Source organism: Frankia sp. R43, assembly GCF_001306465.1.
GTDB classification, from domain to species: domain Bacteria; phylum Actinomycetota; class Actinomycetes; order Frankiales; family Frankiaceae; genus Parafrankia; species Parafrankia irregularis.
The window spans coordinates 153,869-180,361 of record NZ_LFCW01000010.1 but is presented as its reverse complement, the minus strand read 5'-3'; the positions used below and the strand labels follow the sequence as shown (position 1 = coordinate 180,361).

Genomic DNA, 26,493 nt, shown 5'->3' with positions numbered 1-26,493 from the left:
ATCACGGCCGCGAGAGCGAGAGAGCCTGTCACATACTGACACCGATCAAGATCTCTGACCGGTGGGCGGGGGGTCGCATTCCACGAACTTTGCCGGACCTCCGAGCACCCGGAGGCCCGGCAGCCCGGCTTGGCGAGTCGCAAGAGTGAAGGATTTCGGTCGTTCCGACGACCACAATCCTTCGCTCTTGCGGGTCGCCAGGTAAATTTGGGCCCCTTTTGGGCGATTTGCCACTGCCGGGCGGCGGCTACGGGCTCGAGAACGACCGGAAGCCTCAACGCTTCGGATGGCCGCCGCCCGGGTCGTGCTAGCCGGAGGCAGCGCTCTGGCGATCGGTAGCCGTCGCCGCCGTCGCTGTACCCGACGGATCGACGTCCGACGCGTAGGGGCCGGTCACCGCCCATGCGGCGACGAACAGCATCCACCGCATCATGATGTTGATCCAGATCAGCAGCCCCACGATGACGGCGAAGGTCCCGTACACCGGGTTCGAGGTGGTCTGGCCGACCAGCCAGGTTCCGAGGATTTTGAGAAGCTCGACGCCGACCGCGCCCAGCAGGGCCGCCCGCAGCACCCGGTCCCGGTTCGTCCGCTCGGGCAGGTACCGGAAGATGAAGACGAACACCGCCATGTCGATGACCAGCGCGACCCCGAGGGCCAGCAGACCGGTGACCCACGCGGCCGCGGTGTTGCCGGCAAGGCCGATCCAGCGCAGGAACGCGTCGGTGGCCGACGTCGCGAGGCTGGTGACGACCAGCGACACCGCGAGTGTCAGACCGAGGCCGGCCAGGATCGCGACGTCCCGGATCCGGCGCATGACGAAGTTGCCGGCTTCGAGGCTCTGGTGCCAGATGATGCGGATGCTGTCGCGCAGCGCCGAGACCCACGCGAGGCCGGCGAGCAGCAGGCCGGCGAGACCGATCAGCCCGGCGCCGACCTTGGCCCGGCCGATGGTGGCGACGTCGAGCCGGTCGGCGAGGCCGGGCAGATAGTCGTTGATCTGCTCGGTGAACTTCGCCTGGGCGTCGGGATAGGCGTCGACCACGAACCCGAGGACCGAGAAGGCCAGCGCCATGATCGGGAAAAAGGAGAGAAAGGCGAAATACGTGGTGGAGGCTGCGCACCGGTCGCCACCGTCGCCCGTATAACGCTGGTAGGCGCGGACCGCGTGGTCTATGGCCGGGCGCCGGCTACGCACACCGCCGACGGCGGCGCCCACCGACACCACGCCCGCTTTCACCGCATCTCGCTGTCCTGCCACGTCGGCCTGCCACCCCCGCCTGCAAACGGAAAATGACGCAACTGGCGCCAGGCGCAGTCATCGCCGCGTTCATAGAGCTCGAAACCTGTGACCTCGAACGAGGCCCGGTATTCGGCCAGCAGGTCGAACGCACGATCCAGCGACACCTCGTCGAGTTCGTGCGCGACCGTCACGTGCGGGTGGTATGAGAAGCGGGTCGGCCGGTCCAGGGGGCCGGAGCGAACAGCCTTCTCCAACAGCTCGCAGCAGGAGGTCCCCTGCGCGAGGGTCACGAACACCACCGGGGACAACGGCCGGAAGGTCCCGGACCCCTGTAGCCGGATCACGAAAGGCTCGTGGCCGACGGCCACCCCGGCAAGATGACGTTCGATCGTCGCCAGCTCCGAGGGGAGCACCTCGGTCGGCCCGAGCAGGGTGACATGGGGCACGATGAGCCCCGCGTTGGGATCACCGAGCCGCTTGCGCCAGTCCCGAAGTTCCGTGCGAAACGGCTCCGGAATCCCGATGGCCACACCGATGGAGCGCACCGCGTTCATCTGGCGGTCCTTCACCTGGCGCCGGTCCGGCCCGACCACGCGGTGGCTGACCACGAGACACGAAGCAAGCTCTGCCGACGAACCATGGCGCCATCATGGCCCACGAGACCACACTGTCTCCCGGGGACCAGGGATGACCTCGCTCCGCTACCGCACGCCGACGCAGACGCACCAGTGTCATGCTCGCCGACCGTGTCCACGGCCTGACGCAGCGGGCCTCGAACCGGGCTCAGGCAGGCCTCGGACAGAGCTCGGACACGGTTCAGACAGGGCTCAGACAGGGCTCAGGCGACAATCAGACGAGGTTCAGGCTGCCGCCCGGCCGGATAGGTCAGGCCACCGAATCCGTCGAGGCCGCGAGCTCGGCGAGGACATCCCGGGACAGCACCGGCCACGCCGCGGCCGCCCATTCCCCGAAATCCCGGTCGGTCAGCGCCACGCAGGCCACGCGCACCTCGGGATCGACCCACAGGAACGTGCCGGAACGGCCGAAATGGCCGAAGGTCGCCGGGCTGTTGGCCGCGGCGGTCCAGTGCGGGCTCTTGTGCCCGCGGATCTCGAACCCGAGGCCCCAGTCGTTCGGGTCCTGCCCGCCGAAGCCGGGCAGGATTCCGGTCAGGCCGGGAAAGACGACCGACGTCGCCAGGGCGAAGGTCTGGGCGGACAGCAGCGTCGGTGCCAGCAGCTCGGCGGCGAACGCGGCCACATCGGCCAGGCTCGCGGTGACCCCGAAGGCCGGTGAATCCGTCAGGGCCGCGGTCTTCATGCCCAACGGCTCGAACACGGCCTCGGCGAGATAGGTCGCGAACGGGATCTCGGTGACCCGTTCGAGATGGCGGCCCAGCTCGTCGAAACCCGCGTTCGAGTAGATGCGGCGGGTACCCGGCCTGGCCAGTACCCGGCTGCTGGCGAACGCCAGGCCGGACGCGTGTGCCAGCAGGTGGGCGACCGTCGACCCCTCGGGCCCGGCCGGGTCGTCGAGCGCGACGGCGCCCTCCTCGACCGCGACGAGCATCGCGTACGCGCTCATCGTCTTGGACACCGAAGCCAGGCGGAACGGCAGCTCCGGATCGCCGCTGACGCCGACCTGCGTGACCGCGTCACCGGCACGCCGAAGCACGACAGCCGATACTGATCCCACCGGCCACTGGTTCAACTGTCGGAGCGCGTCCATATTTCGCACTCTACGAACTGGCCCCATGTTCCACGAGCCTCGCCCGGCCAGCGCCCTCGTGCGGGCTGCCACACTGGCAGGCGTGCCTGTCCCAGCTCCCTCCCGCCCCGCCTCGCACACCAGCTCCGCAGGCGGGGCCGACGAACCGCCGCTGGACCTGCTCGTCGTGGGCGGTGGGCCGGCCGGCAGCGCGGCGGCGCTGCGGGCGCTGCAGCTACGCCCCGACGCCCGGGTGATGATCCTCGATGCCGCCGACTTCCCCCGCGACAAGACCTGCGGCGACGGAATCGCGCCGCACGGCCTGGACGTCCTGCGTGGGCTCGGCGTCACCGATGTGACCCGCGGGTACCACCCGGTGGACCGCATGCGGCTGCGTACCCCGGGTGGCGCCGAGGTCGCGACACCGTCCGAGCGGGCCACCCACGTGATCCCCCGGGAGGTGTTCGACGCCCGGCTCGTCGCCGCCGCGCGGGCTCGTGGCGCGCTGTTCACCCGCCGGCGGGTGCGGGCGCTCGAGGTCGTCCCGGCGGGCGGCCCCGGGAAACCGGCCGTGGTCGCCCTCGACGGCGGTGCGTTGCGCGCCCGGGTCGTGATCGGTGCGGACGGCGCGAACTCGACGGTGCGCCGGGCGCTCGGCATCGGGCCGAACCCGCCCGAAGGGCTCGCCATCGCCGTCCGCGCCTACGCGGACGCGCCCAAGGAGGACCGCCCACCCGAGCAGCTCATCCACATGACGGACGAGGGCTGGCCGGCCTACGCCTGGTCGTTCCCCATCGGGGACGGCCGGGCCAACATCGGGTACGGCATGCTCCGCTCCCAGCTGCGGGACAGCGCCGGGACCCCGAAGGACGTCCTGCACGGCACCCTGGCCCGCCTGCTGCCGGACACGCCGGCCTACGCCGGCACGCTGCGCGCGCACCACCTGCCGCTGTCCACGCATCGCCCCCGGCTGCCGGACGGGCCGGTGCTGCTCGCCGGCGACGCCGCGTCCCTCATCAACCCGCTCACGGGTGAGGGCATCTACTACGCGTTGCTGTCGGGATCACTCGCCGGCGGGGCCGCGATCACCGATCCGGGGCCGGCGGCGGGGCGGGTCTATCGGCGCGCACTGCACCGCGAGCTCGGCCGGCATCTTCGGCACACCACGCTGCTCGCCGATCTCGCCGGCCGGCACCGCCCGCTGATGGACGCGGCGGTGCGCTCGGCAAGCCGACGGACCGATCTCTACGACAGCCTCGTCGAGATCGGGCTCGGCAAGGGCACGATCCCGGCCGCCTCGCTGGCCCGGCTCGCCCTCCGCCGGGCCGTGCGCGGGCTGCGCTGACATCGCAGCGCAGCACACCGCGCCGCATCACGCCGCACCGCCATCCACGCATCGCCATCCCGCCCAGGCCGCCCACGTGCTGCCGCGTGGCTCGCGGCGCGCTGGCACGCGCCGGCCGGGAAACGCCGGCCGGCCGAAGAACGCCGGCCCACAGACCACGGGCTGTGGGCCGGCAGGGCAGTCAGTGCGACAGGCTGGCGAACTACCAGAACTACAGGCTGGCGACGTCCGCCTGCTTGGCGCGCACGGCCTCGGCAGCCGTCTTCAGCGCGGCCAGCTCGGTGTCGGTGAGGTCGAGCTCGACGATCTTCTTCACGCCGCCGGCGCCGATCTCGGCCGGGACACCGAGGTACACGTCGGAGATGCCGAACTCGCCCTGCACCCAGGCACAGACGGGCATCACGACGCCGGAGTCCTCGGCGATGGCCTTCACCATGCGGGCCGCGGCGGCGGACGGGGCGTAGTAGGCCGACCCGGTCTTGAGCAGCGCGACAACCTCCGCGCCACCGTTACGGGTCCGGTCGACCAGCTCGTCGATCTTCGCCGCCGGGAGAAGGTCGCTCAGCGGCTTGCCGTCGACGGTGCACTGCGAGGGCACCGGGACCATCGTGTCGCCGTGCGAGCCCAGCGTCAGCGTCTTCACCGACGCGACCGGCACGTTCAGCGCCTCCGCGACGAAATCGGTGAACCGGGCGGTGTCGAGCATGCCCGCCTGGCCGATCACCCGCGAGCGCGGGAAGCCCAGGACGTTGGCGGCCAGCGCGGTCATCTCGTCGAGCGGGTTGGACACCACGACGACGACCGCGTCCGGCGACGTCTTCGCGATGCTCTCCGACACCTGACGGACGATCTTGGCGTTGACCTCGATGAGGTCCATCCGGCTCATGCCCGGCTTACGGGGCAGGCCGGCCGTGATCACGACAACGTCCGAACCGGCCGTGTCGGCATAGTCGTTGGTGCCGACGACCTTGGTCTCGAAGCCCTCGATCGACCGGGACTGGTTGAGGTCGAGCGCCTGGCCCTGCGGCTTGCCCTCGACGATGTCGATGATGACGACGCTGTCGAAGATGTCGTACTCAGCCAGTCGCTGCGCGGTCGTCGAACCGTAGAAACCGGCTCCTACGACAGTGACTTTTCCCGGCATTGGACTGATCAGCTCCCCAATATCGCGATGATCGCGGTAGCGATCGCGGCGGTGCCCACGGCGGGGTCGGTACGCGTCGGCGCGAAGGTCTCAGGTGACCGATCTGCCCTGGCTCCGATCGCCTCGGTGGCAGGCTCGCCATGCCACCCGGGAGCGTCGGTCGGCTCGGGCCCGATGCCGCCGCCGAGTATCAGGGCTACCTGACGGTTCGCCATAGGCGCGGTTCGCCCCGCTTATCTGTGCACGGTTGTCTCCGATGACCTGCCGAGGCTATCGCGCGAGTCGCAGGTACGGCAGTGGACGGCGACGCGCGCCACGTCGCCGCGGGGTGACGACTGGTGGCCGCCGATGGGGCCCAGACCTGGTTACAGCCCGAACCGTGACCTCAGCTGCCACTTTCGGTGGCAGATCCGCCTCACCCACCGACGTGGGGGACCTCCAGAGTGAGGACGATCACAGCAAGGCCCAGTACAACGAGGGTGACAGTGTCGAAAAGCCGCCCGCGGACAGCCAGCATGCCGACTTTGCGGGTTGGCAGGCACAGCCGAAGCGCACTGGCCACCAGGAGGACACCGCCGACGGTGAGCAGCCCGCGACGCCAGTAGTCCTGGGTGACGAGCAGCAGGCCCAGTGTGACGCCGCCGAGAACGGCCACGAAGAGCACCTTGCCGAAACGGCCGTTGGATGGCGGTCCCGACGAACGGGGGCCGCCCGACGGCCCCTCGGACCCCTCGTGACGCTCGGCGCGGGGCGGCCCGCTCCGGTCCGGACGAGCAGGCGACGGACCGGCACCCGACAGACCGGGGCCGGCGCCGGCCGGACCGGGGCTGACTGGAGCGGGGCTGACTGGAGCGGTACCCGACGGTCTCCGTTCCGGCCGGTCCGGCCGGCCGTGCCGTTCGCCGTGGCCGTCACCCCCGGAGAGGTGGGGATCACCGAAGGACGGCCCCGTCGGGAGCGGGGCGGCCCACCGGCCGCCCGGGTGCGGCTGGTCGAGATCCCGGCGGGCCGGCCAGCCGTCGGGCGGCACAGCGGCCGGACCGGCCGCGGGCCGCGTGTCGGGGTAGGCAGCCGCCGGCGTCATCCACGCGGAACGCGGCCGCTCCGGCCGCTGCCCGATGTCCTCCCGCTGGGGCCGATCCCACGCGCCCAGGGCGCTGTCGGTCATCTGCTCCCGCCTCCCCGACCCACGCCAGACGTCGACGCCCTGCCCGGGGGCCCGCTACGCGCTCGGTCCGAGTACACCGGTCCGGGCCTGCGCGCGACCTGACCCTCCGCGCCATCTGAGCCCACACAGTAGGCGCCCGCCGATCCGGCCGTGCAGGCAGCCACCCACCGGGCCGGGGATGACGCCGCCGCACGCCGGACCTTCACCGGCTCCGTCAGCACGGGACCTTCACCAGGCCCGAGACCTCCACCGAACCGACCCTTCGCAGCCGCGGCCACCTCGGAGTGACCGAGGCCCGTACGCCAGGGCCATCCGGCCCCCCTCCCGTCGTGCGATGGCTCCAGCGTGGTGCCCAGTTCGTGTAACTCCGCTCGCATCGACATCAACCAGAACACAACAGAATCACACTCCCGCGACGCACACCCGGCCCCTCCCCCATCCCACGAATGGCGACGACCGGGGCACTCTGCCCAGAGCACAGGCAGATCATGCGCCCCACAGCGGCAAACAGCGATGACTACGGACGATCCCCGCATCTCACGCGGACACCAACGATCTAGACCCCCCGAGTGCACACGTCGTGCGCGACTAGGGGAGACTGCCGCCGCGGTCCCCAATTGGTAGGGAGTTCGACGTGGCAGACGATTCGCCGCACAGCAAGAAGCTTCAGGAACTGATGTTTCGGGCGTGGGAGACCTTCGGCGACGCGCGCCATCTCGACAGCGATGACCGGGTCTTCGTGCAGGCGCTCGCGCGCCAGACCGCGGACCGCATCTCCGTCCTCTACGGGGCGAGCTGGCGAGAGGCGCTCGACTGGGTGGCGCAGCGGTACGTGCCGACCGCGGATGTTCCCGGCGGGGCGGCGACGACCGCCCAGTCGAACGGGTCCTCGAACGGCAGCCCGACGGTGACCCGCCGCGGGAGCGCCGCCGCGGAGGTCGGCTCCACCTCCTGAGCACCGCCCGGGCCGCGTTCGACCGGCCCGGGGCAGGCGCGTGCGGCACGGCATCGAGGCCGGCCGCTTCGAGGAGTGTGCGCCCGACGCCCGACGACTCCGTGCCAGCCTCGGCCGGGACAGCGGTGGCCGGCGTGGCAGGTGTGCAGGCCCAGGACCGATTCACCCGCCGCACCTGCCAGCCGCCCCCGTGGAGCGGAGCCGTCAGTGCGCGAAGTGGCGCACCCCGGTGAAGTACAGGCTCACACCGGACTCCCGCGCAGCGGCGATCACGTCCTCGTCCCGGACCGAGCCACCCGGCTCCACCACCGCGCGGACACCCGCGTCGGCGAGGACCTGGAAGCCGTCCGGGAAGGGGAAGAACGCGTCGCTGGCGGCCACCGAGCCCTTCGCCCGGTCGCCGGCGCGGGTCACCGCGAGGCGCGCGGCGTCGACCCTGTTGACCTGCCCCATCCCGACCCCGACGGTCGCTCCGTCCGCGGCGAGCAGGATCGCGTTCGACTTCACCGAGCGCACGGCGCGCCAGGCGAAGCCGAGGTCGGCGAGGGTGGTCTCGTCGACCGGTGCGCCGGCCTCCAGCGTCCACCCCGACGTGACGTCGCCGGCGGCGTCGAGCGCGTCCCGGGACTGCAGCAGCATGCCGCCGCTGACCTGGCGCATCTCCACACCGCGCGGGTGGGCTGGCGGCGCGCACAGCAGCAGGCGGATCGACGGCTTGCGGGAGAGGATCTCCACCGCGCCGGGCTCGTAGTCGGGCGCGACCACGACCTCGGTGAAGATCTCCGCGATCTGCTCGGCCAGCTCCACGCTGACCGGGCGGTTCACCGCGATCACCCCGCCGAACGCCGACACCGGGTCGCAGGCGTGCGCCTTGCGGTGCGCCTGCGCGACCGTCGCCGCGACGGCGATGCCACACGGGTTCGCGTGCTTGATGATCGCGACAGCCGGGTCCGCGAAGTCGAACACCGATCGCCAGGCGGCGTCGGTGTCCGTGTAGTTGTTGTAGGACATCGGCTTGCCGTGCAGCTGCTGCGCGGACGCGAGGCCGGTGCTGCCGTCCTCGCCCACGTACAGCGCGGCCCGCTGGTGCGGGTTCTCGCCGTACCGCAGGACGCTGGTGCGATGCCACTGCGCGGCCAGCACATCGGGCCAGCCGCTCTCCTTCGCCGTCTCGTCGGGGGCCAGCACACTGGCGAACCAGGACGCCACCGCGGCGTCGTAGGACGCGGTGTGCGCGAACGCGCGGGCCGCCAGCCGCCGCCGGGCCGGCAGGTCGTAGCCGGAGCCCCGGACCGCGGCGGCCAGGTCGCCGTAGTCGCCCGGCGAAACAACCACTGCGACGGACGCGTGGTTCTTCGCCGCCGCGCGCAGCATCGCCGGCCCGCCGATGTCGATCTGCTCGATCGCCTCGTCCTCGGTCGCCCCGGAGGCCACCGTCTCCCGGAACGGGTAGAGGTTGACCACCAGCAGGTCGAACGGCTCGATGTCGAGCTCCGCGAGGACCGCCGCGTGCTCGGCGTTGCGCAGGTCCGCGAGCAGGCCGGCGTGCACGCGGGGATGCAGCGTCTTGACCCGGCCGCCGAGAACCTCCGGGAAGCCGGTCACCGTGCTCACCGGTGTCACCGCGACACCGAACCTGGCCAGCGTGTCGGCCGTCGACCCGGTCGACACCACCTCCACACCGGCGTCGACGAAGGCGGCGGCCAGCTCCTCCAGCCCGCTCTTGTCGTAGACGCTGACGAGCGCACGCCGCAGGCGACGGTGCCCGGTCGCCACCACCTCGCTCGAGGTCTCGGCCTGCCCGTTGCCCGACGCGGGCGCCGCGCTGGTGCCGCCCTCACCGATCTCCGTTGTCGACGCCCCCGACATGAGCCCTCCTGAACCTTCCACAACGCCTCCGTTGGCATGAACTTCCACCGCTGCGACCTCGTCCCCCGCCCCCGAACGCGCCACCTCCGGACGCGCCGCGACCGCGCCCGCGCCTCCCAGTGCGGACGTACCCGCCGCCCTGCCCTCCCATGAGAGCTCACCGCGGACGAAACGGCCGATGGTGTCGACGAAGAGGCCACGCTCCACGGCCTGGATGCGTGACCTCAGCGCGTCCTCGTCGTCGCCGGGAAGCACCGGGACCGACGCCTGGGCGATCACCGGCCCGGTGTCGACTCCCTCGTCCACCCAGTGCACCGTCACGCCGCTGGTCCGCACACCGGCGGCGAGCGCGTCCCGGATCGCGTGGGCGCCCGGGAACGCGGGAAGCAGCGACGGATGCGTGTTCACCGTGGGAAAGCGCCGGATCACCTGCGCGCCGAGGATCTTCATGTAGCCGGCGAGAACCAGCAGATCCGGCTCGTACCGCGCGATGCTGGCCGCGGTGAGCTCGTTGAACGCGCCGCGGTCGGCGCAGTCCTCGAGCCGCACCGTGAACACCGGCACACCGGCGGACTCGGCCCTGCGCTGCGCGACGGTGCCCACCCGGTCCGTCCCGACGGCCACGACCTGCGCGCCGAAGGCCTGGTCCGCACAGGCGTCCAGGACTGCCTGCAGGGTGGTGCCGGCCCCCGAGGCAAGGACGACTAGACGAGCGGGCACAGACCCCTCCGTGAACTGGTCGGCCGGCCGACGTCGACCGGCCGGGAGCTCGGGAATCCGCGGGCGATGGCCAGCGACGACGGTCCGAATCTACTTTCTCGGTGCTCCAGACACGCCGGACCTGCACGGAACGCACCGGGCCGGCCGCCGGTCAGGCGGCCTGGCTGCCCCAGCCAACGTCCTCGGGTCCGCTCTGATGCACCATCATCACTGCTGGCGCGCGCACCCAGTCCACGTCCTGATCCGGGCCGTCGCAGCCTCCGAACGACTCGCGCCGCCGCTCGGGCCGCGCTCCGGGCACCTCACCACCACCCGCTTCGTCGCCACCCGCCCCGCCGCCGGCAGCACCGTCGCCGGCCGCCCCGTCGCGACAGTCGGAGAAGGCCCCGCCGGCCTCGCGCCGATACCTGCTCACGCCTCGGCCTGAGGACTCGGCCGCAGGCGCACGCCCCGGCATGGTCTCCAGATCGCCGCTGTCCATCCCGTCCAGAAGATCACCTGGCCGGCAGTGGTAGATCTCGGCCAGCCGGGCCAACGTCCGTGCGGAGGGCTCCCGCCCACCCCGGCCCGGCCACACCTCCCAGTACGAGATCGCTTTACATCTTCATCAAAGGGGCCCCGGGTCGTCAAGCTGGCCCAACCCCCTGAGCAGGTCGATTACTATCGGTTGATGCCCATCTCACCCGTTGCGATCTACGTACGGATCAGTAACGACAAAACGGGTGAACAGATCGGAGTCGATGATCAGATCGTCTGGCTACGGGAGTACATCGAGGACCGGCCGGACCTGGTCGAGGGTGACATCTACTCCGACAACGACCGGTCAGCCTGGAACCCGAAGGTAGAGCGTCCCGAGTACGAACGCCTGATGGGTGATCTTCGGGCGGGCAAGTGGCGCTACGTGCTCTGTGTTCACTCGTCCCGACTCGTCCGGTCCCGAGAGCAGCGGCTCGACGTCATCCGCCTCGGTGAGCGCATCGGCCTTACGGTCATGCAGGTGGATGGGGCCTCCTACGATCTCGCCACAGAGACCGGCCGTGGCGGCTTCGACAAGGCAGGATCGGAGAACACGTCAGACTCGGAGTTGAAGTCTCTACGGATCCGGCGGGCCCACTTGCGGCAGGCACGCAAGGGCAGATACATGGGCGGGCAAATCCCGTACGGCTTCCGGAAGCGCGTCGAGGTCGTCAACAACAGGGTTGTCACGTCGTACGAAGTGCATCCCGAGCAAGCTGACGTCATCCGGGAGGCGTGCCGGCGAATACGCGGCGGCGAGGCTCTCTACCGCGTCGTCCGCGACTTCCGCGAACGTGACATACCGTCGCCGCGCGGCAAGGCTTGGAGCCACGGATCACTGCGCTACACCCTCATGCGCCCGAACCTTTGCGGCCTGCGGACCTACAAGGGCAACGTGATTGCCGAGCATGCCGATTTCCCGCCGATTCTCGCACTCCTCGAATGGGAGGAGATGTGCGCGGCCATCAACAGCGCCGGGTTTCGTCACGCCACGGGAAACCAGGTCAAGCGGCTGGTTGCAGGATTCCTGTACTGCGGGTCCTGCGGAACCAAAATGAAGCTCGATGGGCAACGGAAGCGGTACACCTGTCCACATCCGGCCAACGGTGGCCGGAAGGACTGTGCCAGGCGTGTCGGAGTCTCCGAGGATCCTGTTACCAGCCTGGTCGAGGATCTACTCGGCGCCTATTTGGAACGTCGCGAATGGGAGCGGGAGCACGCGGCGTCGACTGTCGCGGCTCAGATTGCTGTCCTCGATGGCAGGCTCGCCGATATTCAGGCTTCCGTGGTCAAGGGCGCATTGCATCCGGACGACGCGGGGCCAATGGCTACCGGCGTGCGCGCCGAACGGGCGAAGCTCGTTGACCAGCAAATGAGGGAGGACCGGAACAGGGTGACCCTCGACGGCGGCGAAGCACTGCGGCTGTGGACCCTGCCGGAACCGGCCAGCGGGCGGGGGTCGGATGAGTGGCAGGAATGGTTGGCCGCACGGCGGCAGATCCTCACCACCCTAGTTTCCGGAATCGTCATTCGCCCGACTGAACAGAAGGCACCGCGGCTAGACGTCTCCCGCGTCTGGGTGGTCTGGCGTGACCACTCCCAGGGAGCACCGTAGAAGGTTCCCGTATGTACTCCCCCGCGCACGTGGCGCACCGCCCCTTGCAAGGCAGTTTGATCACTCGACCCTGCTAGCGTTCCGACAACGGCCACCGGCACCACCGCCGGTGGCCTGTTTCTGTCAGGGAAGGTGTTCAAACGATGGGCAGCATCTCAGGTTGACGACGGGGGCGGACATCGTCCCCGGACCGCGTGTCCTCACGCGGGAGGAATGGCTAGAGGCCACGCTCGCGGAAGCGCCACCGGTGCCCGACAAGGCACGTGCGCGTGTCACGGCGGCACTCATATCGATGGGTGCAACTGTAGCGGCGGAAGCATCTCCCCCGGTTCTTGCCGACATGACCCGCACCGCCAGTTCCACCGGCCAGCGGGCCGCTTAGTCCGATCCATCACCCCCGGCCGCCCACCGGGGGTTTTCTCATTCCCCGCCCCCCCCTCGCTGCACCCTGCCCGTAAACGGGCCTCTGCGGCCCTCCCAGGGCCCTTTACGGGGGCTATCCGTGGGAACCCATTCGAGGAGAGACAGCGTGACCATCCTGCGAAACGTCGCCGTAGTCCTGGCGGACGGCGACGACCGGGAACGCACCCCGACCGGGCCTCGACCACAGAAGGCCGACCCCGACGGCGGGAATCCGACGCGGGATGTTCGCCCCGTCTCGGCGTGGCTCGCCCACGTCGACACGGTCCCGATGGGGACTGCAACACGGCAGGTGGCGGTGAAGGTCGCCGAACTCCTCGACCACGGTTCCGGCCGTGGCCGGTTCTCCGTGTCGACGTCGTTTGGTCTATCGAGGCCCGTGGCCTCTCGACACATCAACTTCCTGATCAGGCAGGGGCTGATTCGCTGCGTCCGGCGGCATATGAACGCGACGGCGGTATGGCAGACGACGGTACCGGCCGATGTTCCGGTGCGATGGGGAGAGTGGGACGTGTCGTACCGGCACGACCCGCGCGACGGGTACCGGTTCCCGGCCGGATGGTCGGACCCGCGAGAGGGCGACCCCTACCGCCACCCGATCACGGGCGAGCTACTCCACGGGGATTCGCCCACGGATGCCGACGGGTGGTGGTGGCCCGAACCGGACCCGATCGACGTGCCACCGATGGCGGAGCTGCCGACGCACCCACGGTGGGCAGGGATGCCAGGGAAGCCGTGGCTACAGGACAGGAAGCTACGACTAGGGCACCAATGATCGACTTTGATTACTCTTCTCTGTAGGCGGCCCCGGGCCGCCTCACAGACAGTGCAGAACAGAACAGACAGCACCGGCCCGGGGAGGCCGGTGCGCTGAACAGACAGACAGTCTGACAGCGGCCCCCGATGGGGCCGCCTGACAGGCAGACAGACAGTCAGCAGCGCCCACGGTGGGCGCTGCACTGAACAGAGCAGAACGGACAGCAGCAGCGCCATCGGGCGCTGCAATCCGTACCGACTGACAGCAGCAGCACCCCCGATGGGTGCTGCCTGCCTAACAGCTACAGCTACCGAACAGCACCGGCCCGGGGAGGCCGGTGCGCTGAACCGTCGGTAACTCCTCACGGTCCAGCCGATGAACTGATCTCGTCTGAACCGTTCGTCGTGCCGTTGCTGCACTTTTCGAACACCGCCCGACGGGAGAGTCTGAGCGGCCCCCCGGAGACCCCGGTTCTTTCGGCTCCCGCGTGTGCCTCCGCATGGCCCAACCAGTGCCCGTTGCCCTGGCCGACCCCGACCGGTGTCCGGTCGGTGCGTGCTTTCCACCGTCGATCACCGACCTTCGATCGAATGTGATGGAGGTCACGACACAAGTCCCGTCACGTTATTGGGCTGGCGACCACATAACCGCAGGTAGGGGCCCCGAAGCATCGGGGGCCCAGTGGGAACGGCCGGCGTTTCGCGAGGCCGGTTCCCCCGCCTACTCACCGGAAGTAGACCCCACTTGCCGATCATCATCACCAAACGGTGCCCTGTCTGCGCTGCTGAGATTCCCCGGGCCCAGGGCCCGGGGAGACCACGGCGGTACTGCGATGACCGCTGTCGAGCGGCTGCATACCGGATTCGCTCGCTGAACCGCCCCGACCAGGTGGCCGGCGCAAACGAGCACGCCGCCGCCGCCCACGGGCGGGCACGGTTCTTCATCGTTGCTCGGGACGCCGAGGCCGACCCGCGAACGGCGGAGCACTTCAACAACTTGGCCGCTGCCTATGCCGAGGTTGCTCGGCTGCTGACGATGCCGATTCCTTACGACCTTGCCCCGGCGGTCCTCATGCCCGACGCCGCGTAGCGGGACTCGGCACGACAACTGAACACACAACCGAATAGCCATCGGGCGCCGACATCCTGTCGAGCGCCTTTTCTTGTGCTCGCAGGCGGACCACCCGACACCTTTAGGGCTACGGCCGACGTCCGGATGACGCTTCCGGCCTGCGACAGACCGTGAATGGAAACAGAAATTGTCTCAGATCGTTGATCGTCTGGTTGAGCAGCGGAACCGGGCGTGGAACAACGCAAAGGAAATCCTCGACCGCGCGGACGGCGCGGGCAACATCGGCCCGCAGGACCGGGCCGCCTATGACGCGGCCATTGCCCACCTGGACGCGCTGGACGCGGACATTCGGGGTTGGGTCGAGCGTGAGCAGCGCACGGCGCTGGCCGACGGTCTGCGGGTCGACGCTGCAGCGCGCGGCATCGACCTCGACGCGCGTGGCGTGGCTAGCCCTGGCGGGCGTGACCGGGAGTTCCGGTACGAAGGTGAGAACCGCTTCGGGCAGATGGTCGCCGCGGAGTTCGCCGCGGAGTTCCGCGCCGGTGAGCTAACCACGGCCCTTGGTGCGGGCAAGCTCACTCCGGCGCAGCGTTCCGGCGGATTCCTCGACCTGCTGCGGTCGAAGGTCGCCTTTCTCCAGTCCGGCCCACAGCGCATCTTCCTCCCGGCCGGGAAGCATTCCTTCGACCTGCCGAAGGTCGACACCGACCACGCCGCCGCGTGGGTCGCCGAGAACGCCGACATGTCGACCACCGGTTTCACCGGGTCGGTCGTGAACATCCCGACCTACAAGGTTGCCGGACTCGCCTACCTGTCACAGGAACTGGTCGGGGATTCTGATCCCGCCGTGCTGGACGAGGTCGGGCGGACGATCGTCGAGAGCATCGCCCGCAAGGTCGAGGCGGCTGTTTTCGGGAACACGACCACGAACGGCCCGGCCGGTTTCTACTCGGCGACGCTTCCGAGCGGTCACACCGTGAGCGCTGGCACCAACGGCGCGGTCCTGTCCAACCTCGACACGGTGTCCGACGCCATCGCGGCGGTTGAGAACGACGGTGGTTCCCCGGCGGCAATCTTCGTGAACGGCGGCACGTGGGCCGCTCTCCGAAAGGTCAAGGTCGCGACGGGCTACAGTCAGCCGCTGATTCAGGCCGACGTGCAGTCGCCCACGGGTAAGAGCCTGTTCGGTCTGCCGGTGTTCGTCACGGGTGCGCTTCCGCAGACGGAAACTCAGGGTTCGTCGTCGGCCGCCTCGTCCATCTGGGTTGCGGACACATCGCGTCTGTACGCCGTGTTCAACGTCCAGGACGCCGCCCTGATCGAGACGGACAACGGTCTGAGCCGGTGGAAGGAACACCTGACCGGCGTCCGTGGCACTCTCCGGTTCGGCCTGGGTATCCCGGACCCGAAGGCGCTTGCTCGCGTGACTGGCGTCCTGGTCGCGTAAGCCTGAGCTGTAGCAAGACAGATGCGGCACCCCCATTCCGGGGGTGCCGCTTTTTTGCGTTCCGGGGGCAAAGTGTCCGGCAGGCTGTTTCGTTCGCCTACGCGGCCCCTGGGGGTCTTTACGGGCCCGTTCCGCCTACGGCCTTAGTCCCATGTCGACCGCAAGGTCAGCTAGCCCGTTCTCCCTGGCCGCGCGGATCGGCACTACGTCGAGTAGGTCACGGACCATGCGACGTCCGAGACGCTGGTGTTTCAGCCACTCCGGCGCAAGAGTCCGCGCGCCGTTCAGCGTCGCCAGTGCCCCCGCGTAGTCCCGCGTGGCAATCTGAGCCTCCGCCATTGTCAGTAGATGCCGCTTCCCGGGGGTACCCCGGAGCTGGACGGCCTGACCAATTCGAAGCGCCGTTTCGGGGTCACCCATGACGATAGCGTTCTCGGATTCGGCTATCGCCAATTTCGCGGGACCAAATCGCATCTGATAGACCATGCCTCCGCCCAATCGGTGAGCAGCCGCACGGGCTAGCGACTCCGCTTCCGCTGTCGCGCCGGCATCGGCATTGCGGCTCGCGGCGGCCGACGCTCGCACGCACATGCGCCCGTAGGCGTCTAGCCGTTGCCGGTCGGTACTGGAGATCGGCGGCTCAATCAGGCGAGCAAGGTGCAATGACGTCGCGACAGCATCCGCGAAACGGGCGTGAAGGATCATAATCCATGCGGCATTCTCGGCACAAAGGGCATAGAGTACCGGATCGCTCGCATTCTCGGCGTACGCCATGGATCTTTTAACCACGTCCTGCGCTAGATCATCGTGGCGCATCTGTATCAGGACTTCGGCGAGAATCTTATAGGCGCGCGCCGCAAGCGTCGCCGCTTCGGGTGATGGATTTTCGCGTACATGACGCTCAACTGCCGGAATTAGGTCCGTGAGGTCGGAGAGGTTCGCCTGATACAAGCCGCGACTGTGTTCGACCTGGACCCTGTCGATTTGCGCCGCGAGACCTTCCGCCGTTGAAGGCGCGCCGTCCGGTATTCCGTCCGCCCCGAACGCGGGGAAGAGAATCCGCCGGATATCGAGCAGGGAAGCCGTGTCCCCATTGTCGAAATGATCGAGTTCTGTATCTGGGCTGAGAAGGTCGGACGTCCGGACGTCTAGCGCGCGAGCAAGCGCGCCGAGGGTGCGCAGTTGCGCCCCGCTCCGCCGTCCCTGCTCTAGCCGACGGATGACGTCCGCGCTTACGCCGGACCGTTCGGCTAGCTCCTCTTGGGTCATGTTCCGTCGTCTGCGGATTTGGGCCAGTCGTGTGCCGACGTCCGTCATGGCCTCACCCTCCCTACCCGCAAGGGTACGCAGGCCCCACCAAGGTAGGGCGCTATGGCCTAGTGGCGCCATGTGGCATCGCGACACAGGGACCGTGTGGCCGTTCCGTCACGCTTGGTGGCCTGTCAGGGTCTGATCTGGGCGCCCCGGGGATCACCCGACCGGATCACACACGACCGGGGCACCCATCTAGACGCCCCTGGGTGCGCTGCCGCCGCCGACGCCGGTGCGCCCGGGGGCCCCTACCGCGAGAGACCAGGGGAGGCCGCGGTGCCATACGTGCGGGTGAGCAGAGGGTCAGAGGGGCGACCGGAGATCACTTTTCTGACCTGGCCGCAGGCCGTGAGCATGGGCCTTGAGAAGATCGTTACCGAGGCGATGTCAGAGCCCGGCGTCCGGTCCGTCGAACTCCAGGACGACGCAGGATCGCGGATCATCGCCCGAGAGAAGCCCATCGCCGGGAGCGCTGCACGCCGCGAACGCGCCTTCCTGGGTATCGCCGATCCGGTCAGCCCCAACAGCCCATGATGTTCATAATGACGTACCTCGACCAGCGGGAACGCAGTGTGACGGTCCTCAACCCCGAGGCTCTCCGCCATGCCAACCTTCCGGAACTTGCCTCCAAACTGGTTGGCACGGTGCCGATGGCCGAACGGGTACGCATCCTCGACCCCAACGGCGAGACCCTCGCGGACACCGGGGGCGTGCCATGCCCTACCTGAACGTCGTGAGCGCCGAGAACGAAGCCGGGACGCTCTACCACGTCCCGGAATGGCTGAACCGCCTGATCGACCTGCCGGACGCCGCCCGCCAGGCCCTGGTCGACGACCCGACCTTGACCCGCGTCGAGATCCTTTCCGACGTTTACGCCCTGGAAGAGACGTTCATCCGCGAGTAGCCGAACGGGCCAGCGACGCCCGTAGGGCAGCGACACGGGCCCTGGTCTCGTCTCCCGTCAGAACGCCCGGGGCGGACCGTGGCGACGGCCTGAGCGGGTTGTCCGGAGCGTTGGACGGTGCCCGCCACGGCGTAGCCGAGTAGTCCGCCCCGCCCTTGCCCCTGATCTTCGATGCCAGCCCGCGCGTCCGCGCGGTGGTGTTCTTTCTGGGAGAAGCACTTACAGGGAGGGGCCCGGCGGGCCGGGCCCTATCCGAATCGTGATCGGTACCAGTTGGGGCAGTTTGGGTCCGGTCGTCTGGTACCTCTGGGCTGGTGAACATGAGCCGGTAGACGGCGTTCCGCCCACGGCGGGCGGCACTGTGCAGGGCGACCAGGCCCCGGCCTGCGAGACGAGCAAGCACCGTCGAGAGCTGAGACCGGCGTAGGCCGGTCCGTTCGGTCAGCAGTGCATGCCCGGGGCTGGCAAGGTCGGTGTACGACCGGCAGTCGTCGGCCAGGGCGAGGAGCACCAGGCGTTCACCGGTGCTGAGGTCTGCGGGCATGGCTGACCATGCCGCGCGGGTGTGGTGGAACCCCACGGCTGTATCCTTCGAAGTGAGTGGTTGGTGCCCGCGTTGGCGCGCGGGTGCATGGCCCCCGGGTTCTCCCGGGGGCCGCTTTCGTGTCTGGGGCTAGCTGTCCCTGCCGCACCGACTACGCGGCAGCACGACCACCGGTATCGGTTCGTCGGAGAACGGCATCAGGCCGTCGTCGATGTGGCTGGCCGCCCACCTGGTCAGATCTGCGGCCACGTCGTCCGGCCACTCGACCAGGCGTCCGCCGTCACCACCACGGACGATCACAGGGTGCGGGTCGAGGTCGGGCAGCTTCGCTGCTACGCGGGCCGGTCGTTCCGGCGGCACCGTTGGAGGTGCACAGTCCCGACAGGCGAACACCTGCCCACCGGGGCCGGTACCGACGGGCACGGACGGCACCGTCACGGCCATGTAGTCGACGCCGCAGACGACACATGCCATGCCGTCCGCCTGCCGGTCGGTCAGTCCTTCCCATGGACGCCACAGGCCGTCAGCCGTGGGCGGGCGGTCGAGCGCGCGCCTACCGGCCGCTGTGACGGTCCTCCGGCCCATCGCCCATGCCAGTAGCCCGCGCGCTTCCAGCCGGCGGGCCGTCTCGCGGTCCGATTCGACGAGGTGAACCAGGCTGGTCTCTGCGGCAAGGTCGAGCAAGGTCAGCTCATCATCAGTGAGCGGTGCCGTGTAGAAGTCCGGCCGGTCCCATTCCGGGCGCACATAGGCGCCGTGCTCTGCGGCCAGCGCAGACCACCCGGCATCCGTCAGGGCCAGCGTCGTGACGTCCCACGCGCCGATCGTCCGGGAGTCGGTGTGCTCGACCAGGCCACGGCGGATGAGGGCACCGACGGTGCCGCCGTGCAGCCGGTTGTGGGGGCCGCTGTCGCCGTAGTAGGCGATCCGGGCGTCTGGGTGGATGGTGCCGGCGGACTGCTCGCGGGAGTGGGCGTAACCGTGAGCGATCGTCGCCAACGCGGCGAGCATGGCGAGTGTCAGCCGGCGGGCATCAATGTCCGTCCGTGCCCTACACGTCACGGTCTCACTAGGGGTACGTTCGCGTGTCATGGTTTCCGGTCTTGACGACGGATCCCGCCCCGGACCAGCGTTCGTTCCACTGGTGAGCGACCTCCTCCTGGGTCCACCCGTGGGCGAGGCGGTATGCGACACGGGCGTTGACACGATGACGCAGCCGTAGCTCCGCCGCGATCCGGCGGTAGCTCCAGCCGAGGTCACGCAGCCGGGCCGACTCGGCCCGCAGCGCCTTCGAGGGACGGGGCATGGGACCTCCCGACGTCGATGAACCGGGCGGGACCGTACCGGAAAGGGCCGACATTTCCCGCCAGCCCGGTTCACGTGCCCACGACTTCTACGATGTCGTCCAGGCGCGTGAGGGGAACCACCGGGAGCAGACGACGGCGGAGCTATCGGGCGACCGGGCGACCGGGCGCGCGCAGCGACGCCAGACGCGCCGAGACGGAGAGACGGAGAGACGGTGTCCGAGCGGCCTGATCACGACCCTGCCTCCGCGCCGGGCTCCGGCCCGCGGTGGGCGGGCCACCACGAGACACAGCCCGCGTACCCCGGCCGGCTCACCGCCCGCTTCATCCGCCGCGGCGAGGCCACCGGCCAGGCGTCGCCACCCGGCCGCCGCGCCGGGCAAGTGGCCGTTGCCCTCGGCGCGCTGGCCCTGGTGACCAGCCTCGCGGTCGTCGGCGGCGTGGTAGGCATCGCGGCCATCGTGGTCGGGATGCGGGCCCGGGCCGAGGCCCGCCGGGGCGGTGCCGGTGGTGGGGCGGGCACCGTAGGGCTCGCGCTCGGCGCGCTCTCGCTGCTGATCGCCTTCACCATCGCCAGCGGCATGTGGGTCTTCTACGAACGGCATGGCGACGACCTGCACCAATATCAGGAATGTCGGCGGGTGGCCCGTTCCGACGCCGAGCTCGAGGACTGCAGCCGCCGCTTCAGTGACGCGGTCCGGACCGACCCGACCTCGAAGGGCTGACCGGCCCGCCGCGACGCCAGCTCCGCGACGCCGGACACCACGACAGCCACCGCCGCGAGCTCCGCCGCCGCCGCCAGACCCACCAGCCACCCGGAGGGCCCGAACCTCGCCGACCCACTGCCCAGCCGGCCCGCGGACAGCTGCGTGACGACCATCAGCAGCAGCCCGCCCACACCCGCGGCCACGAGGGTGGTCCGCAACCGATCACGGTGGGGGGTCCCGACCATCCCGCGCCGCACCGACAGGGCGAGCATCGTCCCCGCGATCAGGGGAACCACCGCCAGCACCAGCCATCCAGGACGCGGCAGCGGGCCGGGCGGCAGCGCGGCGAACACCGGCAGATCCGGGAACAGCCCCGACTGCACCTCGGCGGGCCGCACGAAACCGCCACCGACGGCGAAGCCGGGCCCCAGCGTGTAGGCCAGCGCCCACAGGACGAGATTCGGCAGGATCGCGAGCTGGATGGCCGCGAGGCCCACTCCGCCGACGACTCCCGCGCCGAGCCCGCGATCTGTCGCCGCGATCTCGGGCAGCGTGGCGGCCAGGACCAGCGCCACCCCGAACGCCGCCGCGGCAAGCATCGAGGTGAACGCGGTCAGCGCGGCCGTGGCGGGCACCCGCACCGAAGCGGGCAGTGCCCGCCAGGCCGAACGCAGCGCCCCGTAGCCGGACAGCACGCCGATCACCGCTCCCGACAGGCTGAACGCCAGCGCTCCGACCACCACGGTGAAGACGTCCGGCCGCGCCGCCGGTGTGGACACGATCAGCGCGATCACCAGTACGAAGACAGTCTGCGTACCCGCCACGAGGGCCACATCACGGATCACGGCTCTCCAGGGCGGCGGTATCTCGGCCCGGGACAACCGCCCCGTCTGCGCCGGCCCCGCTGGCTGTGTCGGGTGCCCTGGCTGTGCCGGCTCCCCTGGCTGCCCCGACTGTTCCGGCCGGGGACCCCGCGGACGCCTGCCACGAGCCGATGCCGGCAGCCGCTCGACGTTGCCGGCCGCCCGCCGGTGACCCGCCGTCGTCGCGGCGAGCAGCGGTAGCACGGCCAGGCCCACCGGGAGAAAGTCGACCGATCCGGCCGAAAGATGGATCGTGGCGCCATGGGCCAGCAGCCAGAGATCAGCGCCGACCCGGGCGGCATCGTCCGGACCGGCCGCGGAGCTGGTGTCCGTCCCCCACACGACAAGCACGATGAACTGGATGACGACCAGCCCCGCGGCGCTGGTCGCGACGGCGCTCACGACGGGCCGTCCGAGGCGCACCCAGAGCGCCGTGAGTGGCCCCGGGGCGATCCGTTCGTCGACCACGTGAGCTCCGGCCCGGCCTCCCGGGCTCACCCCGGTGACAGTGCCGGAGTTCTGCACGGGAGTACCCACGCCGGCAGGCTTGCACGGGCGGAGGACCACTTCCGGGACAACACGCCGAGATATCCAAGAACGACCCACGTCGGTAACAGGACACGCAGTAGGCACGCGCCCAACTCGGCAGCTCGGTAAGGTCTTTCTCCGCGCCAGCCCCACCCAGGTGCCCTGAAGCTGACGCCGTGCCCCGAAGCGGACGCCGAGCTCTGAAACCAGACACGGCGCCCTGAAACGGACGCGGTGCCCTGAAACGGACGTCGCGCGTGGACAGGCCCGCGCCGGCCCGGACGTCAGCCGCCCGCGCGGGGGTCAGCCGCCCGGGCGCAGGGCCGCCCCGAACCCCGATCGCCGCGACGCCCACGCGCAGGCGGCCAGCTCGATCGAGGTCCCGACGAGCGCGAGATAGAGACCGGCCCCAGGTACGGCCGGCATCGCCGGCCCGCTACCGGGCCACGGCAGGAGAACACCCGCTTCCGCGACCCGCCCGGGGCCGGGCAGGGCTGGATCGGTGAACGACGGGGCCATCAGCCACCCGGCCAGCACCGCGAGCACAGCCGCACCCGCCACCGCGACGGACACGCCGACGGTCAGCCGAGGCGGGCGCAGCCGCCGCACCACCCCGGGCCACACCACCCGAGACCGCGCCGCCCGGAGCGCCACCAGGCGTGCGGACGACGGCCGGGACGACGGGAACCACCGGACGACGAGCGGCAGGACGACCGCGAACATCAGACCGAGGCCGAGCACGAACACCGCTGCGGCCGCCGGTCCGAGTGACCAGCAGGACGCGGCCGAGCGGTAGGAACTGTCGACCGGGGTGAACCAGGGCAGGAAGCCGGAAACGAGGATCAGGAGCCCACCGGTCAGAATTCCGGCCCTGGCCGAATCCGGGGTGGGCCGATCCCCCGCTGGCGTCGCCACTGGCCTCACCTGACTGTCAGATCCACGTACCGGTGGGCGCCGCCGGATGCGAGCGGCGCCCCACAGGTCGAACTACTGGCCCGCCGGCGGCTGGCCATAGCCCTGCGGCGGCTGCTGGCCATACCCGCCACCGGTCGGCGGCTGGCCGTATCCGGGCTGCTGGCCATAGCCCTGCGGCGGCTGCTGGCCGTAGCCCTGCGGCGGCTGGCCATAGCCCTGCGGCGGCTGCTGGCCATACCCGCCACCGGTCGGCGGCTGGCCGTATCCGGGCTGCTGGCCATAGCCCTGCGGCGGCTGCTGGCCGTAGCCCTGCGGGGGCTGGCCATAGCCCTGCGGCGGCTGCTGGCCATACGGCTGGCCGTACGGCGGCTGGCCCTGACCCGGCCAGTTGGTCGGCGGTGCCGGAGGGCTGCCCGCGACGCCGGTGCCCGCCCGCAGGTTCAGCACGTTGAACACCGTCTGGGCGATGGCCGCGATGAGCGCGAGGAAAAGACCGAACGAGGCGCCGCCGTCGATGCCGCTCGGGATGTCCGGGTAGGCAAGCCAGCGGATGAGGATCAACAGTATCGACAGCCCCGAAGCACCCGCCAGGATGATCGGAAGCGGCAGCGGCAGCGATGGCAGCCGGACGTTCCCGAAGGTCAGCGCCGCGGTGAGACCGGCGACCGCGAGCAGCAGGAGGATGGCCAGCCAGCCCCAGAAATAGCCGCCGAGATCCGTGCTCCACCCGTTGGCGCTATTGGAATACGAGGCCCCGTAGTAGGTGCTCTTGATGGAGAACCAGGGCACGAAACTGAAGATGAACGCTACGGCGCCGGCGCCGATGACCCCGACGTCGTTGGTCGCAACACTACGACCACCGATCTGTACCACGACTGAAATCCCCACTTCGTCTGGTCGGTCGGTCAGGTGGGCCGACCATCATCCCACGGCCCATCCTGACCACAGCAGGAGTCTCGCAGCAAGACCGCGAGACGGAAAGCGTTCGCGTTCGTTCGCGTCCGCGCCCCGCCCCCGGCGACCGGAAACTCCTTCGACCGCCCAGACGCGGGGGTCTCCCTCGTGGTGGAAGAAGACCCCCCGCGAACAGTGCTACAACGACCGCATGATGTCAGCCATCAGCCGCGCGGTTTCGCTCGGGGTCTTGCCGACGCGCACGCCGGCCTTCTCCAGAGCTTCCTTCTTCGCCTGCGCGGTGCCTGAGGAGCCGGAGACGATGGCCCCGGCGTGACCCATGGTCTTGCCCTCCGGCGCGGTGAAACCGGCGACGTAGCCGACCACGGGCTTCGTCACGTGCGCCTCGATGTGCGCCGCGGCGCGCTCCTCGGCGTCGCCACCGATCTCGCCGATCATGACGATCGCGTCGGTGCCGGGGTCCGCCTGGAACGCGTCGAGCGCGTCAATGTGTGTCGTACCGATGACAGGGTCACCACCGATACCGACGCAGGTGCTGAAACCGAACTCACGCAGCTCGTACATCATCTGGTAAGTCAGCGTGCCGCTCTTACTGACAAGACCGATCCGCCCACCAGGAGTGATGTCGGCGGGGATGATGCCGGCGTTCGAGACGCCGGGGCTGGCGATTCCCGGGCAGTTCGGCCCAATGATCCGGGTCGTGCCCTTTGACTTCGAGTACGCGAAGAACTCGGTGGTGTCGTGAACCGGGACACCCTCGGTGATCACCACGGCCAGCGGGATCGCTGCGTCAACAGCCTCGATCGCGGCGTCCTTGGTGAACTTCGGCGGAACGAAGATCACGGATACGTTCGCGCCGGTCTCGGCCATGGCGTCTGCCACGGAACCGAAGACCGGTACGCCCTCGACCTGCTGGCCCACCTTGCGCGCGTTCACACCGGCGACGACCTTCGCGCCCGATGCCAGCATCCGCCGGGTGTGCTTGCTGCCCTCGCCGCCGGTGATGCCCTGCACCACGATGCGGCTGTTCTCGTCGAGCCAGATAGCCATCGGTTGTGTCCTCCGACCCAGGTCAGGCCGCGGCCGCGGCGAGCTCGGCGGCGAGCTTCGCCGCGCCGTCCATCGTGTCCACCGGCTTGACCACCGAGAGGTTGGCCTCCTTCAGAATCCGGCGGCCCTCCTCGGCGTTGTTGCCGTCGAGGCGCACGACCAGCGGGGTCGTGACGTTCCCGACGATGTCGAGCGCCTGGATGATGCCGTTGGCGACGGCGTCGCAGGCGGTGATCCCACCGAAGATGTTGACGAAGACGCTCTTGACGGACGGGTCGCCCAGGATGATCGACAGGCCGTTCGCCATGACCTCGGCGGAGGCGCCACCACCGATGTCGAGGAAGTTCGCCGGCTTCTGGCCGCCGAACTCCTCACCGGCGTAGGTCACGACGTCCAGCGTCGACATGACGAGGCCGGCACCGTTGCCGATGATCCCGACCTGGCCTTCGAGCTTGACGTAGTTGAGGCCCTTCTCCTTGGCCTTCTGCTCCAGCGGGTCGACCGCGGCGACGTCGACGAGCTCGGCGTTCTCCGGGTGCCGGAAGTCCGCGTTCTCGTCCAGGGTGACCTTGCCGTCGAGCGCGACGACGTTGCCTTCACCGGTGAGGATCAGCGGGTTGACCTCGACCAGGGTGGCGTCGGACTTGACGAACACCTCCCACAGCTTTGCCAGCAGCGTGCTCGCGCCGTCGAGCGCGGCCTCGGGCAGCTTGGCCGCGACCGCGATCTCGCGGGCCTTCGCGGCGTCGACGCCGGTCAGCGGGTCGATGTGGATCCGGGCCAGGGCGGCCGGGTTGGTCGCCGCGACCTCCTCGATCTCCATGCCGCCCTCGCGGGAGGCCATGGCCAGGAAGGTGCGGTTGGCACGGTCGAGGAGGAAGGAGGCGTAGTACTCCTCCGCGATGTTGCTCGCCTGCTCGACGAGGACGGAGTGGACCGTGTGGCCCTTGATGTCCATCCCCAGGATGGCCGACGCCTTCTCGTAGGCGTCGTCCGGGCCGTCGGCGACCTTCACACCGCCGGCCTTGCCGCGACCGCCGGCCTTGACCTGAGCCTTGACGACCACCTTGCCGCCGAGCTCGGTCGCGATCTCACGCGCTTGTTGAGGGGTTGTGGCAACCTTCCCGGTTGGTACCGGTACGCCATGTTCGGCGAAAAGCTTCTTCGCCTGGTATTCGAAGAGATCCACGGTCCGTCCAGTCGGATGCGGTCGGTCAGGGGATGCACAGAACGCCTGCGAGCCTACTGACGAGGCCCCTCCGACGCTCGACCCTCGACCGTGACCCTGAGTTGATCCCGGTCACCTCCGGACCGACGCCGGGCCACGACCGACCCCGTTGCGCTACGCGGTCACCACTGCGGACGACGGCGCTTTCGTGGCGGTGGTCGGACGCGCAGAACCGCCGTCAGGCAGGCATGATCCTGCGCTATTCGAGCCCGCGGCGGCAGCCGACACCGGCAACCGAAGGGGCGCC

General features: G+C 69.7%; 24 protein-coding genes. 9 read left to right on the top strand and 15 right to left on the bottom strand.

Annotated features, from left to right (window positions below):
- Positions 1–307 precede the first annotated feature (307 nt).
- From ACG83_RS34785 to ACG83_RS34775, 3 genes are all read right to left on the bottom strand, one after another.
- A complete protein-coding gene (locus ACG83_RS34785) occupies positions 308–1,240 on the bottom strand; it encodes a YihY/virulence factor BrkB family protein (protein ID WP_054570489.1) in 933 nt (310 codons plus the stop codon).
- Positions 1,237–1,797 carry a 2'-5' RNA ligase family protein gene (locus tag ACG83_RS34780; protein WP_054570668.1) on the bottom strand — a complete coding sequence of 187 codons (561 nt, stop codon included), beginning with the start codon at positions 1,795–1,797 and terminating at the stop codon, positions 1,237–1,239. The genes ACG83_RS34785 and ACG83_RS34780 overlap by 4 nt, the downstream gene beginning before the upstream one ends.
- 331 nt (positions 1,798–2,128) lie before the next feature.
- Complete coding sequence (locus ACG83_RS34775) at positions 2,129–2,971, bottom strand: serine hydrolase (protein ID WP_054570488.1); 843 nt, start codon at positions 2,969–2,971, stop codon at positions 2,129–2,131.
- 25 nt (positions 2,972–2,996) lie between these two features.
- Here ACG83_RS34775 and ACG83_RS34770 point away from each other — a divergent pair, with 25 nt between their 5' ends.
- On the top strand, positions 2,997–4,295 hold the full coding sequence (locus tag ACG83_RS34770) for an NAD(P)/FAD-dependent oxidoreductase (RefSeq protein WP_054570487.1): 1,299 nt from the start codon (positions 2,997–2,999) through the stop codon (positions 4,293–4,295).
- 211 nt (positions 4,296–4,506) lie between these two features.
- Here ACG83_RS34770 and mdh read toward each other — a convergent pair whose 3' ends face one another.
- Together mdh and ACG83_RS46260 are read right to left on the bottom strand one after the other, a co-directional pair.
- Positions 4,507–5,439, bottom strand: coding sequence for a malate dehydrogenase (gene mdh / locus ACG83_RS34765; RefSeq protein ID WP_054570486.1), 933 nt, complete (start codon positions 5,437–5,439; stop codon positions 4,507–4,509).
- Positions 5,440–5,854: 415 nt separating this feature from the next.
- Entirely contained in the window at positions 5,855–6,607 is a 753-nt protein-coding gene (locus tag ACG83_RS46260) for a DUF3017 domain-containing protein (RefSeq protein WP_235498369.1), read from the bottom strand.
- Between the two features lie 634 nt (positions 6,608–7,241).
- Between ACG83_RS46260 and ACG83_RS34750 the strand changes: the two genes are divergently transcribed.
- Positions 7,242–7,562 (top strand): hypothetical protein, encoded by a 321-nt coding sequence (locus ACG83_RS34750; RefSeq protein ID WP_006543500.1) that lies wholly within the window; start codon positions 7,242–7,244, stop codon positions 7,560–7,562.
- A 204-nt stretch (positions 7,563–7,766) separates the two neighbouring features.
- Here ACG83_RS34750 and purH read toward each other — a convergent pair whose 3' ends face one another.
- Positions 7,767–10,151: a bifunctional phosphoribosylaminoimidazolecarboxamide formyltransferase/IMP cyclohydrolase gene (gene purH / locus ACG83_RS34745; protein ID WP_083473836.1), complete on the bottom strand. Its 2,385-nt coding sequence runs from the start codon at positions 10,149–10,151 to the stop codon at positions 7,767–7,769.
- Between the two features lie 151 nt (positions 10,152–10,302).
- Positions 10,303–10,566 carry a hypothetical protein gene (locus ACG83_RS47205; RefSeq protein ID WP_235498368.1) on the bottom strand — a complete coding sequence of 88 codons (264 nt, stop codon included), beginning with the start codon at positions 10,564–10,566 and terminating at the stop codon, positions 10,303–10,305.
- Positions 10,567–10,821: 255 nt separating this feature from the next.
- Between ACG83_RS47205 and ACG83_RS34735 the strand changes: the two genes are divergently transcribed.
- The 3 genes from ACG83_RS34735 (at position 10,822) to ACG83_RS34720 (ending at position 15,977) form a co-directional block, all read left to right on the top strand.
- Entirely contained in the window at positions 10,822–12,282 is a 1,461-nt protein-coding gene (locus tag ACG83_RS34735) for a recombinase family protein (RefSeq protein ID WP_054570484.1), read from the top strand.
- 2,065 nt (positions 12,283–14,347) lie between these two features.
- Positions 14,348–14,548 (top strand): hypothetical protein, encoded by a 201-nt coding sequence (locus tag ACG83_RS34725; protein ID WP_054570482.1) that lies wholly within the window; start codon positions 14,348–14,350, stop codon positions 14,546–14,548.
- A 169-nt stretch (positions 14,549–14,717) separates the two neighbouring features.
- A complete protein-coding gene (locus ACG83_RS34720) occupies positions 14,718–15,977 on the top strand; it encodes a phage major capsid protein (protein ID WP_054570481.1) in 1,260 nt (419 codons plus the stop codon).
- Positions 15,978–16,112: 135 nt separating this feature from the next.
- Here the strand turns inward: ACG83_RS34720 and ACG83_RS34715 are convergent, their stop codons facing one another.
- A complete protein-coding gene (locus ACG83_RS34715) occupies positions 16,113–17,294 on the bottom strand; it encodes a helix-turn-helix domain-containing protein (RefSeq protein ID WP_161934826.1) in 1,182 nt (393 codons plus the stop codon).
- 270 nt (positions 17,295–17,564) lie between these two features.
- On the opposite strand from ACG83_RS34715, the gene ACG83_RS34710 reads away from it, so the two are divergent.
- Genes ACG83_RS34710 through ACG83_RS34700 form a run of 3 tightly spaced genes read left to right on the top strand, consistent with a single transcriptional unit; the run spans position 17,565 to position 18,192 of the window.
- Positions 17,565–17,822 carry a hypothetical protein gene (locus tag ACG83_RS34710; RefSeq protein ID WP_152991606.1) on the top strand — a complete coding sequence of 86 codons (258 nt, stop codon included), beginning with the start codon at positions 17,565–17,567 and terminating at the stop codon, positions 17,820–17,822.
- Between the two features lie 8 nt (positions 17,823–17,830).
- Positions 17,831–18,016: a hypothetical protein gene (locus ACG83_RS34705; RefSeq protein WP_235498367.1), complete on the top strand. Its 186-nt coding sequence runs from the start codon at positions 17,831–17,833 to the stop codon at positions 18,014–18,016.
- Positions 18,004–18,192: a hypothetical protein gene (locus ACG83_RS34700; protein WP_054570477.1), complete on the top strand. Its 189-nt coding sequence runs from the start codon at positions 18,004–18,006 to the stop codon at positions 18,190–18,192. Before ACG83_RS34705 ends, ACG83_RS34700 begins: the two co-directional genes overlap by 13 nt.
- 673 nt (positions 18,193–18,865) lie before the next feature.
- Here the strand turns inward: ACG83_RS34700 and ACG83_RS45880 are convergent.
- Entirely contained in the window at positions 18,866–19,798 is a 933-nt protein-coding gene (locus ACG83_RS45880) for a hypothetical protein (protein ID WP_152991605.1), read from the bottom strand.
- A 7-nt stretch (positions 19,799–19,805) separates the two neighbouring features.
- On the bottom strand, positions 19,806–20,042 hold the full coding sequence (locus tag ACG83_RS34690; protein ID WP_054570475.1) for a hypothetical protein: 237 nt from the start codon (positions 20,040–20,042) through the stop codon (positions 19,806–19,808).
- Between the two features lie 213 nt (positions 20,043–20,255).
- Here ACG83_RS34690 and ACG83_RS43195 point away from each other — a divergent pair, with 213 nt between their 5' ends.
- Entirely contained in the window at positions 20,256–20,765 is a 510-nt protein-coding gene (locus ACG83_RS43195; RefSeq protein WP_083473834.1) for a hypothetical protein, read from the top strand.
- Here the strand turns inward: ACG83_RS43195 and ACG83_RS34680 are convergent.
- The 5 genes from ACG83_RS34680 to sucC form a co-directional block, all read right to left on the bottom strand.
- Complete coding sequence (locus ACG83_RS34680; RefSeq protein WP_054570473.1) at positions 20,666–22,078, bottom strand: DUF6350 family protein; 1,413 nt, start codon at positions 22,076–22,078, stop codon at positions 20,666–20,668. The genes ACG83_RS43195 and ACG83_RS34680 overlap by 100 nt on opposite strands.
- A gap of 363 nt (positions 22,079–22,441) precedes the next feature.
- Positions 22,442–23,053 (bottom strand): hypothetical protein, encoded by a 612-nt coding sequence (locus tag ACG83_RS34675; protein ID WP_054570472.1) that lies wholly within the window; start codon positions 23,051–23,053, stop codon positions 22,442–22,444.
- A 72-nt stretch (positions 23,054–23,125) separates the two neighbouring features.
- Positions 23,126–23,926 carry a hypothetical protein gene (locus ACG83_RS34670; RefSeq protein WP_054570471.1) on the bottom strand — a complete coding sequence of 267 codons (801 nt, stop codon included), beginning with the start codon at positions 23,924–23,926 and terminating at the stop codon, positions 23,126–23,128.
- Positions 23,927–24,145: 219 nt separating this feature from the next.
- The gene (sucD, locus tag ACG83_RS34665; protein ID WP_006543493.1) at positions 24,146–25,018 is read right to left on the bottom strand and encodes a succinate--CoA ligase subunit alpha; all 873 of its coding nucleotides are present in this window, start codon (positions 25,016–25,018) and stop codon (positions 24,146–24,148) included.
- A gap of 22 nt (positions 25,019–25,040) precedes the next feature.
- The gene (gene sucC, locus ACG83_RS34660) at positions 25,041–26,207 is read right to left on the bottom strand and encodes an ADP-forming succinate--CoA ligase subunit beta (protein ID WP_054570470.1); all 1,167 of its coding nucleotides are present in this window, start codon (positions 26,205–26,207) and stop codon (positions 25,041–25,043) included.
- Between the last annotated feature and the right edge of the window lie 286 nt (positions 26,208–26,493).